The following is a 15297-nucleotide window of genomic DNA, read 5'->3' as shown; positions in this document are numbered from 1 at the left end:
AAGGCAAATGAGCTGAATGCTTACGAATATCTCAAGCTGATTTTTAAAGAGCTGCCCAATGCTAAGAATGTTGCGGATATCGAGCGATTATTACCTTGGCACGTGAACCTTGCCTAGGGTGTGGTTGGTTTGGCGCTTACGACTGATCCGCTCCAGTTGCTCGCGTCTTGAATCGATTGTCTGGGTAGTGGGTTCACAGTTGTGGGAGTGCCCTCAATCAGCGCCTCCAGCACGTCGATAACCGCGGAACCAGTGAACAGGCCGACGACACCTATAACCCACAGGGTCAGCGTATACGCAAAATCCTGAAAGACAGCACCGGTACCGTACTCGGCACCGTGTTGTGCCACTATTATTTAACCGGTCACCTGATCGCCGAGACCGACGAAAACGGGACAATACCTGTACCTGGGAGAGCAAGCGATTGCGATGAGAGTCAGTGGCAATCGTTTGTGTTACGTGCACAATGATGCGCTGGGGACGCCGAGGATCCTGACCGACCCACAACAAAACAAAGTGTGGGAGGTGCAGACCACGCCGTTCGGGGAAGTGAGTGAAGAGATCAGCGATGGGATTACCCAGTTGAAAGGCTTCCCTGGGCAAATGCGCGACCTAGAGACTGGCTATAGTGATACCTGGAACATAACCTGCGACCCGAGTATTAGGCGGTATGTGCAGAGTGATCCGATAGGTTTAGCAGGTGGATTGAATACTTATGGATATGCGCTTCAGAACCCCTGGGCTATACAGACTCCGCAGGGCTAAGAGTACTTGCATCCTTAAATACAAGCACCTAAACATTAACTGTTACAGATCTTTCTACTGGTCAAACAATCTCTGGCTCGGCATTTACAGGAGGTCACACAAATGCTGATGGTACTACAACGTCACCAGGAAATTTCCCAGAAATTCCCAATTCTCCAAGTACATATTACATTGTTGATAATCCAACCCCTCAACACGGTCATGAAGATTGGTATGGCCTTTTTAAATCCGATGATAGAATTAAGGATTACTTTTTGGTGATGGACGACAATAGAAGTGTAGTTAGGTTGCATAAGGGAAATGTTGGTCATTGCAGTGTACAATAAATGTCCGAGGTGATGCTGCTGAATACTGGGAACAGTTACGCAGGATGATCGACAGTACCTATACAACACCGTTAGACGTTAGGAAAAGACCTCACTGTTGGAATGACACAGGAACTACAAATAATTATGGTACGCTGATTGCCTGGTAATCACTAATGAAACTATTGAAAACCTTACTGGCAGCTGTAATTACTTTCTCTCTGGCATCGTTATTTGCTTATTTCATAATAGTTGAGTCAAAGCTTTTGACCCAGTACGGCGAAGTTAAAAAAGCTTTAAGGGTGGTGCTATTGTCCGAAATGCGAAGCAGGTTTGTGACGGGAGAATACTGGGAAAATACAATGTTGGCTCAGTACAAGCAGATAAATGGATTACCCCTTGATGCACAGTTTGACTATTTTCGGATACTTTTAGTGAACATGGAGTTTTATGGAACTCAATCCTATGACTTTATTCATATGGTTGGCATGAATGCAGAAAAGTTTGCTAACTACTTAGCTGATTTTGAGAAGGACGACAGTTATCTGAAGTTAAGTCGTGATGAACAAAAAATATTGAAAGAATGGAAAGCAGAATTCCAAATGATTGGGCAAGATAAGGGGCTATTGGCTGATTGAAAGCTACATCTACAAATGATTGCAAAGTTTTTCAGCCGACAAAGGACAGTTTTTCAAGTTTTGACTGTTGCTCATAATCGGAGCCAAAAAACTTTGGATATTGCTTTAGAGATTCCAATCTTATGCTTCGATAAGAGAGTGAATCTTTTGGGTTTAGTATTCTTAGGAACCTCTGAAAAATGGCCTGTTTTCGCACATGACGTTGTCAGCCCCAGTCTCACATCCTCATTGATGCCAGTAAATTGTGGTGTTGCGAGTGGTGCTTCCTCGCCTGCATCAAAACTATTCCTATTTTTCAGAGGCCCCTTTATCTTTGTTATGTTGTCTTATGATGGTCAATAATGTTTCAGCCAACTATTTTGTTAGCGTTCTATTGAATCGAGTTATTACGCATTGAGCAGAAATATGCCTCGCGATTTTCCTCTGTATTTGAGGTGTTTCTAGGAAGACCTAATGCAGTCGCTGTTGTTAAGTGCCAGCTCGTAATAATGCTTGTTCATCGAGCTCGATTAATTGATTTTCTGAAAACCAACTTTCTTCAGTATCCTGTTTGAGGCAATATTTTCTGGATGAGCGAACGCACAGATACTTTCCAACTTAGCCGAATTGAATGCAAAGTGACAGGCAAATTTAGCCACCTCACTTGCGTAACCCTTGCCGACTTGTGTAGGGGAGATATAGTCAATTAACTCAGGCCCCCATCCAGGATCATTCTCATCAATGACAATACGGCCCCGCCTATGATCTCGCACGAACACTTTTCGATAGCACTCCAACACCAAATGTTTGCCATTGTTTGGAAAGCATTTCAATATAGCCTTCTCATTCTGAAATCGAAGAGAAGCTGGTACTGAATCTAATCTGCTCGTGAGTCAGCATTACTTCTGACAAAGCAGGAAGATCATCTAAAGAGATCACTTTAGATTTAAAGTTATCGCTTTCCTTACATAGAGCTTAATGCTTGAGTTTAGGGTGAGTAAGTGAGTCCATCATGGGCATTTTTTAGTCGTTCACTCACGGCTAAAGGTAGAGTTGATGATGTGAGCCAATATCCTTTCTATCTACACAGGGTTGGTCATAACGCGCAAGCCTCATGGAGGCGATTTAATGAAGATTGTTTTCCATGCCAGGGCCACTGAGATGGTGAAACAGTCGCATACACTAATCCGTAACAATGGATGGGGTTCGGCTCTCTGGGAGACGTGGAATAGTATCGGAGAATTGGTTTTGCAGCTCTGTCCAGGGCAAGAGGGCATCCACCTAAGTCAGAAGTTTTTCACAGCGGGTTTGTTTGCGCTTGGTTTGGTTCTCTACATCTTAAAAACTGAGTAATGAGATGACTATTTCCCATTTGGGTCATGCTTGGCGGGATCATCGCGCATTTTTTGTACTTGTCAGAGTTGTCTGAGTGTTTAAAACTCCGCGAGCTGGGTCTCGACATCCATCAGTATGGTCTTAAATGATGGTAGCCACAGATCATGCTGACGAACCAGTTCCTGTTCGGCACCTGCTAAAGCGCATCCGTCGGGAAAGACCGTTAAATGCCTGGGCGATGCCGTCCAGGTGACTATATGACAATAGCCATTGTTGCTGCATCATGCGTTGTAGAACGGTTCTGGCTGCTTCCGGTAGTTGTCTGGGAGGATTCAGAAAGTGTGGTTCCAGTGTCTGTACAAATACGTTTAGCGATTGTGGATGGTGATCACGCCAGTGGCGGGCAAGGTAATGATCGAGACAAACATCAAGTATGATACCGGCAAACCGGCGGCGTTCAGATGAAACAGTCTGTTTCAGCGCAATGAACAGTGGATGTTTGTCGGTCAGACGATCCACCTGCTGGTGACGTAGTGCGCCATGCTGATATTCTGTCGATAGATGTTGCCATTGCCAGGGCTTGCACAAGTCCGGAAGCAGGTTACCAATCCAGCTTTTTGGATCCGGATCGGCGAGATACAGGTGAGCGAGAAAATTCATATGAATGTCATTGGGCTATACTGCGGCCAGCATACCAGAATCCGCTGTACGCTGATCCGCCTTATCGTATTTAGGGTAAAAAGTTGTGGAGACGGCTTTTATTTTGGCCTCTCCGCTACCATTAAGAAGCTGCAGGTTGCAGTATACATGGTCAAGAGGCCTTTCTGCCGGGCCTTGGTGATTGTCAACAGCAGCAGTTTTTTTGTTTTTCGGGGAAGTAAATGAACGTCAGCCAACGTGCGGAAGTTGTTATTCCGTTACAGGATATTGCCATTCCGGCCCGCTTTATCAGTTTCAACGGTTTATCCGACCAAAAAGAACATATCGCCATCATCTTTGGACAGCCTGAACAGCAGGACGCGCCGCTGGTTCGTCTGCATTCCGAATGTCTGACCGGTGATGTGTTTGGTTCCCGCCGCTGCGATTGTGGCCAACAGCTTAAAGAAGCACAGGAATTGATGGCTGCGCAGGGGGGAGTATTACTCTATCTCCGTCAGGAAGGGCGGGGGATTGGTCTGTACAATAAATTGGAAGCTTATCGATTGCAGGATCAGGGTATTGATACCTACGCTGCCAATGAGATGCTGGGTTTTGACCATGATTTGCGTGATTTTGGACCAGCGGTGGAAATGTTGCGGGCTTTGAATATCACCCGGCTGCGGTTACTGAGTAATAATCCGGACAAAGCCCGACAATTGATCGAACGTAATATTGATGTGGTCGAATGTGTACCCACTGGAGTTTACGTGAACGAGCACAATGCCTCTTATTTGAAGGCCAAGGTTGATCTGCATAAGCATGAGATTAATCTTGAGGAAGAATCAGATCAATGACTTCCCGCCGTCAGCAGACTGCTTTCTTTCGCAAACTTTATCTGGCGCATATGATAGCAGGGCAACATCACAATCTGTTGTCTCTGCATCATTTGACCCAGATGCCCCGTCGCACTATTCAGGATTCGCTGGCCGATTTTTCTGATCTTGGCATCGTGCTGGAGTTCGTACAGGATGGTCCGAGAAATAACTCTGGTTATTATCGGATTGTTGACTGGGGGCCAATCAACCCTGAGTGGGTGGCAAAACATTTGGATACCGTTCAGTCTTATTTATGATCTGGCTTGCTCTGATGGCTCTTCAGGCTATCACTGTCAATGTTTGGGTAAAGTTCTTATCTCAATACTCAGATTTCTGAGGTTTTTGGGTCATGTTCTACTTATAGAACAGACATTGTAGTCTTTGATATATCTGTGTTGGTTTGCCGATAAAATCGCATTATCTGTTATCAAGATAATAATCTTGATAACAAAAATCCGTTCCGTTTCACAGATATCCTCAAGTTTGAGTTTTATTTATTTATCAACCACAATTACTTTACAGTTAATGTCTGTTTTATTGATGAGTCTGATCTTACTCTTAGTGACCGTTGTAGTGGGTTGTATTGGCTCACTCATCCTATTGTCCGAACATGGATTTTGATTTCATTAACGTCATCTTGGAGATAACAGTGAAAAAATCGATTGCAGGTATTGTTGCAGGAATAGCTTTTGGAGTTGCGTCAATGGGCGTTCTGGCTTCTGACTGGAGTTATGAGGGAGTTGAAGGGCCGGAATATTGGGGCAATCTTAGTCCTGATTTTGTGATGTGTAAGTCTGGTAAAAACCAGTCCCCGATCAACATCACTAATCTGGTAAAAGGAAAACTGCCACGCCTGGATGTTAACTATAGTGCTGCTGGTAAGGAGATTATCAATAATGGTCATACGGTTCAGGTAAATTATCAGCCCGGAAGTACGCTGACTGTAGATGGCCATGCTTACGAATTAAAACAGTTTCATTTTCATACCCCGAGTGAAAATCACATAAACGGCCAGCCTTATGATCTGGAAGCGCATTTTGTACATGCAGATAAAGACGGCAATCTGGCGGTTTTGGCGGTGATGTTCAAAGTGGGTAAAGAAAACCAGGCACTGAATGCTGTTTGGAACGACATGCCCAAACATAAAGGTGACAAGGTTGAAGAAAAGCATGCTATCGATGCTGCTTCACTATTACCTAAAAAATTGGCTTATTATCGTTATAACGGCTCGCTGACTACACCACCTTGTTCTGAAGGAGTGGTCTGGTTAGTGTTGAAAGATGTGCAGGAAGTATCTGCTGATCAGGTGGCTAAATTCGCGGGTGTTCTGAAACATCCGAATAATCGTCCGATTCAAAATACAAATGCTCGTGTCGTGATCCGCTAAGGGGATCAGGCTCAGGGCGGAGTTAGTTACCGCCCTGGTTTACCAGAGTTCACCTATCAAAACGATGATTTTCATCCGTTACAACAGCTTGATCCAGTTCATAACGATATCGTCATAACTAACCACGCCAATAAGCTCCTCATTCTCAATTACCGGCGCTGAACGTAAATTGTAAGTATCAAACAGTCGGGAGCAGTATTTGATATTCATTTCCGGGCGTACTGAAATGACAGGTTTGGACATGATTTCATACACGTTTACCCGTTCGAGTGATTTGTTCTGACCGATCACTTTTCTGGCAATATCACTGAGTTCCACCATGCCAAATTCATCGCTGTGATCGCGCCGGTTTATGATCACTTTGCGATAGTTCTTTTCAACCATAATCTTAAGTGCATCAGCCACGGTCGTCAGACCGTCAACAATTTCATATCGCTGATTCATGACATCGCGGCAGGTAATAAATGTTTGCATCATAAATCCTCTTCAACAAGTGGAGTGAGTTTTTTGATCTGATGGGCCACGCCGATGGCATCCTCCACATCCAGCTGTATGGCGATACCGGTTCCGGGTTTTTCGTCAAACTCAGCCACTTCTGCAATTCTTTCCAGAATGCGTCGACAACAGTGTTCTTCCACCAGAAACAAAAGTACATCCCGGTGAATCTCCAGAGCCAGGCCAAAAAAGGTTTTTTTCTCATTAAGGCCTTCACCTCGGGCACTGGTAATGACAGTGGCACCGGTTGCACCACATTCTCTGGCGGCCTTCATGACTGCCTCGGTTTTCACATCATCAACAAATGCGAGGATCAACTTGAATTTCATGAGGTTTCCCTCTTTTGTGTGTTTGAATATTCAGCCGTTTGAGTGCTGAGATTATGCTCCGTTTGTGCTCTCCGTGCCATTTGCCGCTGTATTCGCCAGTGTGCCAGTTGGGCGTATCCCATAACGCTCATAATGGGGAACAGGCTGGCAAAGGCAATTAATCCAAAGCCATCAATTAATGGATCTCTGTTTGGAATGGTTTCTGCCAGTCCCAATCCGAGAGCAGTAACCAGAGGTACCGTTACGGTGGAGGTGGTGACGCCACCGGAATCATATGCCAATGGAATAATGGCTTTGGGGGCAAATACGGTCTGAATGACGACGATGATATAACCGACAATAATGAACCAGTAAATAGGGTAACCAGTGACAATACGCCAGCTGCCAAGGCTGATACCAATCGCCACCCCTAGTGCAACAGCAATGCGCAACCCCCAGACGTGGATGCTACCACCGGATACTTCGTGAGCTTTGATGGCGACAGCAATGAGTGAAGGTTCGGCGATGGTTGTGGTGGCACCTATTGCGAATGCAAAAACAAATACCCAGCTGTACTGTGACCAATGAAATATCTCGCCTGCAGGATTGACGAAGTTGATGTCAGTTAACTGGCGAGCCATCAGGCGACCGATGGGAAACAGGGCTTTTTCGAGTCCAGTCAAAAACAGAGTCAGTCCCAGCAAGACAAGAATGAACCCAAATACCACCTGCGGTAGATTGGCAATGGGTTTGCGGAGGATTAAAATCTGAAAAACAAAAATAAGAATTATTATCGGTAATAAATCACGTCCTGTGCCCAATAGTGTTGTCAGCATGTCGCTCAGTAGATTCATAAGCTCAAAAACGTTCCATATAGCATGACGAAAATCATGGGTGTCAACGAAGCGAATGCAATCAGGCCAAAACCGTCAATCATAGGATTACGACCTTTAATTGAAGAGGCCAGACCGATCCCCAGAGCCGTCACCAGTGGAACAGTAACCGTTGAGGTTGTTACTCCACCACTGTCATAAGCGATACCGATAATCTCTTTGGGGGCGAAAAAAGTGGTTATGACCACCAGCAGATAACCACCGATGATCAGATAATGAATTGGCCAGCCTCTTAAAATACGCAGTACCCCGATAATTAGTGCTATACCTACGCTGAGAGCAACGGTGTAACGTAACCCGTTGGCGTAGCTATGCATGGCGGCTTCATTGCTGGCGATCATGCCGCCGGCACTGGCTACCTGGGCGGCCTCATCAGCGACTGCAATCAATGCCGGTTCGGCAATCGTGGTAGCAAAGCCAAGGCCAAAGCTAAAGGTCAATAACGCCACCAGAGAACCCCGGTAGGCAAAAGCATTGGCGAGGGATTCGCCGATTGGAAATAGTCCCAGTTCCAGCCCCTGAATAAAAAGTGCCAGACCCAATACGACCATGATCGCACCGACGAGAATATCCAGAACTTCGGGAAAAGGCTGTTGCAGGACTACCACCTGAAAAAAAACAACCACGACAACAATAGGAGTGAGATCGCGGAGACTGTCCTTAATGGAAATCAGTAATGCATTCATAGAACTCGGGGCAGAATCCAATATTGAATCAAACCATAGGAGGATGGACCACAAAGATCAATCATTCTCCCTTACGAGGCATGCTACTTTTGTATAAGATGATTCATATCAAAGCTGTTATTTAGCCACTTATACACAATGCATTCAGTTCTACTCATCATGGAGATTTCCAATGGAAACAATCCAAGCAGATATTGTAATTGTCGGAGCCGGCGGTGGAGGTTTAAGGGCAGCGATCGCCGCTGCTGAAAAAAATCCTTCGTTAACCATTGCTCTGGTGTCGAAGGTTTATCCTATGCGCAGTCATACCTGTGCAGCGGAAGGGGGTTGTGCTGCTGTAGTACAGGATCATGACTCACTGGATTATCACTTTGCCGATACGGTTTCAGGTGGTGATTGGTTGTGTGATCAGGACGTTGTGGACTATTTTGTCAGTCATGCCAAGGAAGAGAATTTACGCTTGGAGCACTGGGGATGCCCCTGGAGTCGGAAACCTGATGGTCGGGTAAATGTCCGTGCGTTCGGTGGTATGAAAATAGAACGTACATGGTTTGCTGCTGATAAAACCGGCTTCCATATTCTTCACACGTTATTTCAGACATCAATTAAATTTCCTCAGATTAAACGCTATGACGAATATTTTTGTACTGATCTGCTGGTGAAAGACGGCCGTGCTGTTGGTTTGCAGGCTATCGATATTAAGAATGGTACATTTACCACTTTCCAGGCGAAGGCGGTCATTATTGCTACTGGTGGTGCCGGGCGGGTCTATCGGTTTAATACCAATGGTGGCATTGTTACGGGTGATGGCATGTCTCTGGCGTATCGTCAGGGTGTACCGTTGCGCGACATGGAATTTGTTCAGTACCACCCGACCGGTCTTCCCGGTACCGGTATCCTGATGACGGAAGGTTGTCGAGGTGAAGGTGGTATTCTGACGAACAAAGACGGCTATCGCTATCTGCAGGATTATAACCTGGGCCCGGAAACTCCGGTTGGCCAGCCGAAAAACAAATATATGGAACTGGGTCCACGTGACCGCCTTAGTCAGGCATTCTGGCATGAAGAGAAAAAAGGCCGGGTCATCGAAACCTCACGCGGAACAGCCGTTAATCTTGATCTGACCCATCTGGGTGAGCAGAAAATCAATGAGCGTTTACCTTTTATTCGCGAACTGGCAAAAGCCTATGTTGGTGTAGATCCAGTGACTGCACCCATTCCTGTACGTCCAACGGTGCACTACACCATGGGTGGAATACAGACAGATATTAATACCGAGACACCCATCAAAGGGCTGTTTGCCGTTGGTGAGTGTGCCAGCGTAGGCCTGCATGGTGCAAACCGTCTGGGTTCCAACTCCCTGGCTGAACTCGGTGTCTTCGGTAAAGTGGCAGGTGATCACGCTGCGGACCTTGCCAGCCAGGCTGATCTGGTCGATATCAGCGCCTTGCAGGAGCAGATTAAAGCCAACGAAGCCCGCTGGAATGAATTACGGACAGCCAAAGGGACTGAAAGCATGGCTGACATCCGTAAAGAGCTGGCCGATACTATGGAAGACGGTGTGGGTATCTACCGTTCAGATGATTTAATCCAACAAACCTGTGACAAATTGGTTGAGCTGAAAGACCGCTATAAAAATATCGGTATGAAAGATGGCAGTCTGGCTTTCAACACCGAATGGTTGTATGCCATTGAGCTGGGTTTCCTGCTGGATGTGGGTGAAGCAATGGCGCATTCTGCCAGAGCCCGCAAAGAGTCCCGTGGCAGTCATCAGCGTCTCGATGGTTTCGAAAAACGTGATGATGATAAGTTCCTGAAACATACTCTGGCTTATCGGTCTGAGGATGCAGCACCTAAACTGGAATATCAGGAGGTGGTGATCACTAAATCCAAACCGGCTGAACGTGTATATGGGGCAGCGTCTGAACACAAAGAGGGGGACAAATAATGAATAAAATGATGAAAATTCGTGTCACCCGTTACAGACCTGAACAGGATAATGAGCCTTGGTTTCAGACCTTTGAGGTTCCTGCCACCCAGGATACATCCGTGCTGGAAGCTCTGGGTTACATCAAGGACAATCTTGAGCCCAGCCTGAGTTACCGTTGGTCCTGCCGGATGGCGATCTGTGGCAGCTGCGGTTTTATGATTAATGGTGTTCCCAAATTAGGGTGCAAAACCTTTTTGCGTGACTATTTTGATGAGCCGGAAGTGCATATTGCACCGCTGGCTAATTTTCCGATCGAACGCGATCTGGTGGCTGATATCGGTAACTTTGTTGAGAAACTGGAAACCATTAAGCCTTATATTATTCGCGAAAAGGAAAAGTCCACTGACGAGGGCGAATATCTGCAGACTCCTGCAGAGCTGGCTCGTTATAAGCAGTTCAGTCAGTGTATTAACTGTGGGCTCTGTTATGCCGCCTGTCCGCAGTTTGGGCGCAATCCTGAATTTCTCGGCCCGGCTGCCCTGGCGTTAGCTTTCCGTTATAACCAGGATTCCCGTGATGAAGGCAAGGCCGACCGCATGGAGTTCCTGAATGCGGAAGAGGGCGTTTGGAGCTGTACGTTTGTTGGATACTGCTCAGAGGTTTGTCCAAAAAGCGTTGATCCGGCAGCAGCGATTAACCAGGGTAAACTGGTTTCAGATATCGATTACGGTCTGAATCTGGTTGGTTTGGCAGGAGGTAAAAAATGAACCGTAAACCTTACATCCAAAAACAGCCTTCCAACTGGTGGGTCAAAAACCCGTTTTACCGCTTTTATATGTTGCGTGAGGCGACCGCGATACCGTTGTTTCTCTATTCCATCCTGTTAATGGCTGGAGTGTTTGCTCTGACCAAAGGAGAGGAGGCTTTCATTTCCTGGGTGATGGCAATGAAATCACCGGTTATGGTGCTGTTTCACCTGATTGCATTTGCTGCGGCTATGTTGCATGCCTATACCTTCTTTGACATGGTGCCAAAAGTGATGGTAATTCGTCTGGGTGACAAACAGGTTCCCGGATCAACGCTGAAAGCACTGCACTGGGTGGCGTTTGCTGTCTGCACGGTGGTTCTGTTCATTTTTGCCGGCATGTTATTTTAAGGAGATCACTATGAAGCAATATACCCGTTCCCACGAACCGATTGCATGGTCTTTGTTTGGTGCCGGCGGTATGGTCATCGCATTGTTTATGCCGGCTGTCATCGTCATCACCGGACTGCTGATGCCGTTTGTATTCAGTGATCCACACGCAGTCTATCAAGGGGCTCTGGCGATGGCGCAAAACTGGATTGGCAAGTTGTTTCTGCTGGTCGTGATTGCCTTGCAGCTTTATCACACGGTGCACAGGATCCACCATGGTCTGCATGATATTCATGTACATGGCCCCAACGGTTTGATGCTGCTGATTTTCTATGGCGGTGCCACGGTTCTCAGTGTGTTAACCGCTGGTTGGTTGTTGGCCATATAACATTCATTCCGGCCCGGATAATCTTTCCGGGCCTTATTTGTGTAACTGTTGGTGGGTGACTGCTGACTAACAGCGACGCATTGTCTCAATCAGAACATTCAATACTTCACCTGTTATACCAGAGCAGGATGCCATATTGTTATAAGGTCCGTTGTGTACCTGTTTGGAGAAGTCATTGGGCTCTTATCATCATTTCTTTTGACCGATGGTAGGGTGAGCTACCTGGCTCAGGTCGACTAAGTCTGCAGCATGACCGATATTACGATAGATACGCTTGTTTTGTTTCGGATAGTCAGCCATATCATGGGCCACACGTTGGCCGGCCACAATGCAGCGCAGGATATCCTGGCCAGAGTTGATCATGGTGTGTGGTAAACCACCTGCCCGGTAGCCGATGAAATCTCCCTCGCTGATGTCATACTCCTGATCGTCGATGATGACCTTGCCCTGTCCGGACAGTATGTATACACACTCATCCTCAAAATAGTGAACATGATATTCAGTCGATTCGCTATTGGGTGGCAGTTCGATAATATGAAAGCCGATACCGGTCAGTCCGGTCAGATCACCCAGTGATTTGTTGATCCGCCTGGCGCCCGGATTCAGAAAGTGGGTTTTATCAAGGCCGGGCATCGCATCAATTTCGGCTTTTTTGATCAGATATTTATCCATGCTTCTGTTTCCTCCGGTTAGGGTCATGGCTGTTGGGGAAGATCCCTGATCTGCCACGTTTACAAAGTTAAGTATTACCAATTTGTTTTTTGCGGTCAGTGGGCGATATCTATGTAGCTATAAGGCTTTAATGCACTTTTTCCGGACATAGATCGTTTTTCGTACATGGGCAACCACATCATTATGTTCGTCCACAATATGAACAGTATACTGAGGCATATATCTCTGCCCTTCCGAGGTATGTCTGAATAAATCCTCGATTTGTTCAGAACTCAGTTTAAAAGAAGCCCGGACAGTTCCTCTACCGGGTTTGATGAACTGAATATCTGCAGCTTTGTCCCACACAATGTAATCAGTTCCCAGATGATAGCTGATCATCATGACAAAAAACGGATCGGTCATGGCGAATAAACTCCCACCAAAATGAACACCGTGAATATTTTTATTGCTCAGTTTCAACTTCAGACTGACATCAATTTGCCGGTAGTCGTTGGCGATATAGTTGACACGGATGCCCGCTGCACGCAGTGGGCGATAAAGATTCATCATCCATTTGATCGTAATAGGCTTGTTCAGCAGGTGTATTATTTTGTTTCTCATATATACGATCAGAATATGTGTGCTTCGAATGGATTATGACACTTTGCCAGAATCGTCACCAATTATCCCCATAGTTTGTGAATAGACTGAGGGATGTGGATATCAAAGGCATAATGGTTACCGCGCGCACCGCGGCTATCAATCTAAAAAAACGGAGGGGCTTGAGAACCTCTTTTAGGATGAATAGTCGGAGGTTTCGAAATGGCCATGGAGTTGGCTTTGACGGCGGGTTATAGAAAACGTCATGTTACTAATGATGTTTCTGTAACCCGCCAGGAAAAGGGGCAATCAATGTTTAGACGGCGTGCCCATCATGCATTCGGCAGATCAAGGCATTTAAACTGTACCTGCTTACGTTCGTTATTGATGCCATCCAGCTCAACACGTACGGCTTGACCCAGTCTGATCTCCACGCCACCAACGGTATGGCTCATCAGCTCCGCATTGAAGTCAGATTTAATTTTCTGGTTACGGAAATCGACGAAACCATCCACACCATTGTGGGTCAGTCGTACACCCAGGCCGATGCCGTTGATATAGTTCACTTCAGCGTCAAACTCGATACCTTCAAAGTTCTCCATATATGAGCAAACCAGCCAGGCTTCGACCTGTTGACCGGCCCCACGGCTGTTCAGTAGAGACTGTTTGAGTGAGTCCAGCTTCTCCGCCGGCATGGCTTTGCAGGGGTGACCCGACAGGATTTCCTGTATCCGTCGATGGTTAAACAAATCGACGTATTTCCGTATAGGTGAGGTAATCGTGGTATAGCTGTTGAAGCCCTGGGCGAAATGACCGTTACAGCTATGGCTGATTTCCGAGCGGCCATACAAGCGAGTGGATATTTCGCGTATATAGGGATGTTGTGACGACAGGGTTTTGGCCAGTTGAATAAACCCCTGGAGTGTGTCCACATCAACTTCTGTAACATCCGTACAGTGCTTCTGGATCAGCTGTTTGAATTCCTCACGTTTTTCCTTGCGGATACCTTCCTGATTGATAAACAGCCCGGCGTTATGCTGGTTCAGGTAGTCGGCTGCCAGGCGATTGACCAGTAGCATGCACTCCTCAATGATACTTTGCGCCAGAATACGGTCTTCGCGGGAAATACTCAGCAGTTTGCCATTATCATCCAGATTGAAGCGATAATCCGGTCGATCCTCCATGACCAGTGCCTGTTGGGTACGCTGTTGATTCAGTTTTTGATGAACCATGGCCAGTGTTTTCAGCGATTGACAGATATTTTCCGGTTGGCCGAGGTTTTTATCCTGTTCCAGAAAATCGGTCACTTCCTGATAGTTCAGTTTGGCGTGAGAGTGGGTGACTGCGGAACTGAACTGATAACCCAAAACATGGCCGTCGTGATCCAGTTTAATCGTTGCGACCAGGGACAGTCTGTCATAACCGGGTACCAGAGAGCAGAGGTTGTGTGACAGCTTGGTGGGCAACATGGTGATCGTCTGACCTGGTAGATAGGTCGAAATGGCACGAATGAATGCTTCACGGTCAATGTCAGAGTCTTCCTTGAACCATGGTGTTGGGTCTGCAATCGCGACTTTTAGTTCGAAACCATCTTCATTGCTGCTTGCCCAGACGGCATCATCCATATCCCGGGTTTCAGCACTGTCTATCGTGACAAAAGGTGTTGCGGTTTCGTCGACCCTCTGGTCTTTAATCCTGGCGATCAGGTTGGCGTCAAGCTCGTCGGTTTGCTGACTGATTGCCAGAGAGAACTCACTGCTGAGTCCGAATCTGGCTTTGACAAATTCGTGTTCAATGAAGGCAGAGCCTTTGTTACCGATGACTTTGAGAATTTTGGCCTGGGCTTTTCCATCGGGATACGGGTGGCGGGTAACTTTGCATGCCACAAAATCCTGGTTGTTGCCTTTCCGGTCTTTCGGGGGAATGAAAAACGCTTTGTTGATCATCAGGTCATCCGGCTGAACCAGATGAGCCTGACCCTTGACCTCGTAGCGACCTACAAACAGGTCCATTGAGCTGTGTTTCAACTTGGTGACAACTGCAAATTCCCGGTCTTTTTCTCCTTTGGCCAATTCGAACTCGATATGATCCCCCGGTAAAACCTTGTCCATTTCCTGCGGTGGCAGAAAAAACTCTACTTGGTCGGTGTCACGAATCACAAAGCTGAAACGGTTGCTGGATCCTTTGACAACGCCGGTATAGAGCTGTTTATTTTCGCGGATATCTGATTTTAATTGTTTTAAAGCGGCGAGGGCGTTGGCATCTAGCATGTCTATTTCCGGGGCTGA

Annotated in this window: 20 protein-coding genes; 10 read left to right on the top strand and 10 right to left on the bottom strand. The window is 46.6% G+C overall.

Translation table 11 applies throughout. The features are described 5' to 3' along the window. Window positions 1–12 precede the first annotated feature (12 nt). A complete protein-coding gene (locus ACQY6I_RS03775) occupies window positions 13–117 on the top strand; it encodes a transposase domain-containing protein (protein WP_428240140.1) in 105 nt (34 codons plus the stop codon). Here the strand turns inward: ACQY6I_RS03775 and ACQY6I_RS03770 are convergent. Further along, a complete protein-coding gene (locus ACQY6I_RS03770) occupies window positions 114–350 on the bottom strand; it encodes a hypothetical protein (protein ID WP_428240138.1) in 237 nt (78 codons plus the stop codon). The genes ACQY6I_RS03775 and ACQY6I_RS03770 overlap by 4 nt on opposite strands. Window positions 351–429: 79 nt before the next feature. Here ACQY6I_RS03770 and ACQY6I_RS03765 point away from each other — a divergent pair, with 79 nt between their 5' ends. Together ACQY6I_RS03765 and ACQY6I_RS03760 are read left to right on the top strand one after the other, a co-directional pair. Continuing rightward, complete coding sequence (locus tag ACQY6I_RS03765) at window positions 430–765, top strand: RHS repeat domain-containing protein (RefSeq protein WP_428240137.1); 336 nt, start codon at window positions 430–432, stop codon at window positions 763–765. Between the two features lie 481 nt (window positions 766–1246). Then, window positions 1247–1708: a hypothetical protein gene (locus ACQY6I_RS03760; protein WP_428240136.1), complete on the top strand. Its 462-nt coding sequence runs from the start codon at window positions 1247–1249 to the stop codon at window positions 1706–1708. A 509-nt stretch (window positions 1709–2217) separates the two neighbouring features. On the opposite strand, the gene ACQY6I_RS03755 is transcribed toward ACQY6I_RS03760, so the two are convergent. After that, complete coding sequence (locus ACQY6I_RS03755) at window positions 2218–2460, bottom strand: GNAT family N-acetyltransferase (protein ID WP_428240135.1); 243 nt, start codon at window positions 2458–2460, stop codon at window positions 2218–2220. A 724-nt stretch (window positions 2461–3184) separates the two neighbouring features. Beyond that, window positions 3185–3682, bottom strand: a complete 498-nt coding sequence (locus ACQY6I_RS03750; protein ID WP_428240134.1) for an ACP phosphodiesterase — start codon at window positions 3680–3682, stop codon at window positions 3185–3187. A 221-nt stretch (window positions 3683–3903) separates the two neighbouring features. On the opposite strand from ACQY6I_RS03750, the gene ACQY6I_RS03745 reads away from it, so the two are divergent. The 3 genes from ACQY6I_RS03745 to ACQY6I_RS03735 all read left to right on the top strand — a co-directional run bounded on the left by ACQY6I_RS03745 (window position 3904) and on the right by ACQY6I_RS03735 (window position 5923). Next, window positions 3904–4515 (top strand): GTP cyclohydrolase II, encoded by a 612-nt coding sequence (locus tag ACQY6I_RS03745; RefSeq protein WP_428240133.1) that lies wholly within the window; start codon window positions 3904–3906, stop codon window positions 4513–4515. Next, window positions 4512–4793 carry a helix-turn-helix domain-containing protein gene (locus ACQY6I_RS03740; RefSeq protein WP_428240132.1) on the top strand — a complete coding sequence of 94 codons (282 nt, stop codon included), beginning with the start codon at window positions 4512–4514 and terminating at the stop codon, window positions 4791–4793. Before ACQY6I_RS03745 ends, ACQY6I_RS03740 begins: the two co-directional genes overlap by 4 nt. A gap of 353 nt (window positions 4794–5146) precedes the next feature. Beyond that, entirely contained in the window at window positions 5147–5923 is a 777-nt protein-coding gene (locus tag ACQY6I_RS03735; RefSeq protein WP_428240131.1) for a carbonic anhydrase, read from the top strand. A 78-nt stretch (window positions 5924–6001) separates the two neighbouring features. On the opposite strand, the gene ACQY6I_RS03730 is transcribed toward ACQY6I_RS03735, so the two are convergent. The 4 genes from ACQY6I_RS03730 to ACQY6I_RS03715 are packed head-to-tail and all read right to left on the bottom strand — an operon-like array spanning window position 6002 to window position 8305. Next, a complete protein-coding gene (locus ACQY6I_RS03730; protein WP_082070810.1) occupies window positions 6002–6400 on the bottom strand; it encodes a CBS domain-containing protein in 399 nt (132 codons plus the stop codon). After that, window positions 6397–6747 (bottom strand): P-II family nitrogen regulator, encoded by a 351-nt coding sequence (locus ACQY6I_RS03725; RefSeq protein WP_428240130.1) that lies wholly within the window; start codon window positions 6745–6747, stop codon window positions 6397–6399. The genes ACQY6I_RS03730 and ACQY6I_RS03725 overlap by 4 nt, the downstream gene beginning before the upstream one ends. Beyond that, the gene (locus tag ACQY6I_RS03720; protein ID WP_428240129.1) at window positions 6744–7580 is read right to left on the bottom strand and encodes a DUF1538 domain-containing protein; all 837 of its coding nucleotides are present in this window, start codon (window positions 7578–7580) and stop codon (window positions 6744–6746) included. Before ACQY6I_RS03720 ends, ACQY6I_RS03725 begins: the two co-directional genes overlap by 4 nt. Further along, window positions 7577–8305 carry a DUF1538 family protein gene (locus tag ACQY6I_RS03715; RefSeq protein WP_428240128.1) on the bottom strand — a complete coding sequence of 243 codons (729 nt, stop codon included), beginning with the start codon at window positions 8303–8305 and terminating at the stop codon, window positions 7577–7579. Before ACQY6I_RS03715 ends, ACQY6I_RS03720 begins: the two co-directional genes overlap by 4 nt. Before the next feature lie 172 nt (window positions 8306–8477). Here ACQY6I_RS03715 and frdA point away from each other — a divergent pair, with 172 nt between their 5' ends. Genes frdA through frdD form a run of 4 tightly spaced genes read left to right on the top strand, consistent with a single transcriptional unit; the run spans window position 8478 to window position 11758 of the window. After that, on the top strand, window positions 8478–10253 hold the full coding sequence (frdA, locus tag ACQY6I_RS03710; protein WP_428240127.1) for a fumarate reductase (quinol) flavoprotein subunit: 1776 nt from the start codon (window positions 8478–8480) through the stop codon (window positions 10251–10253). Beyond that, window positions 10253–11002 carry a succinate dehydrogenase/fumarate reductase iron-sulfur subunit gene (locus ACQY6I_RS03705; RefSeq protein ID WP_428240126.1) on the top strand — a complete coding sequence of 250 codons (750 nt, stop codon included), beginning with the start codon at window positions 10253–10255 and terminating at the stop codon, window positions 11000–11002. The genes frdA and ACQY6I_RS03705 overlap by 1 nt, the downstream gene beginning before the upstream one ends. After that, a complete protein-coding gene (locus tag ACQY6I_RS03700; protein WP_428240125.1) occupies window positions 10999–11391 on the top strand; it encodes a fumarate reductase subunit C in 393 nt (130 codons plus the stop codon). Before ACQY6I_RS03705 ends, ACQY6I_RS03700 begins: the two co-directional genes overlap by 4 nt. A gap of 10 nt (window positions 11392–11401) precedes the next feature. After that, a complete protein-coding gene (gene frdD / locus ACQY6I_RS03695) occupies window positions 11402–11758 on the top strand; it encodes a fumarate reductase subunit FrdD (RefSeq protein ID WP_428240124.1) in 357 nt (118 codons plus the stop codon). A 189-nt stretch (window positions 11759–11947) separates the two neighbouring features. Here frdD and ACQY6I_RS03690 read toward each other — a convergent pair whose 3' ends face one another. From ACQY6I_RS03690 to ACQY6I_RS03680, 3 genes are all read right to left on the bottom strand, one after another. Then, entirely contained in the window at window positions 11948–12430 is a 483-nt protein-coding gene (locus ACQY6I_RS03690; RefSeq protein ID WP_428240123.1) for a cupin domain-containing protein, read from the bottom strand. 117 nt (window positions 12431–12547) lie between these two features. Beyond that, the gene (locus ACQY6I_RS03685; RefSeq protein WP_428240122.1) at window positions 12548–13030 is read right to left on the bottom strand and encodes a DUF4442 domain-containing protein; all 483 of its coding nucleotides are present in this window, start codon (window positions 13028–13030) and stop codon (window positions 12548–12550) included. Window positions 13031–13341: 311 nt separating this feature from the next. Beyond that, a complete protein-coding gene (locus tag ACQY6I_RS03680) occupies window positions 13342–15279 on the bottom strand; it encodes a VacB/RNase II family 3'-5' exoribonuclease (RefSeq protein WP_428240121.1) in 1938 nt (645 codons plus the stop codon). Window positions 15280–15297: the final 18 nt, after the last annotated feature.

This window comes from Gynuella sp., from assembly GCF_050297175.1.
In the GTDB taxonomy this organism is placed as follows: domain Bacteria; phylum Pseudomonadota; class Gammaproteobacteria; order Pseudomonadales; family Natronospirillaceae; genus Gynuella.
This window is presented reverse-complemented; position numbering and strand designations above follow the sequence as displayed.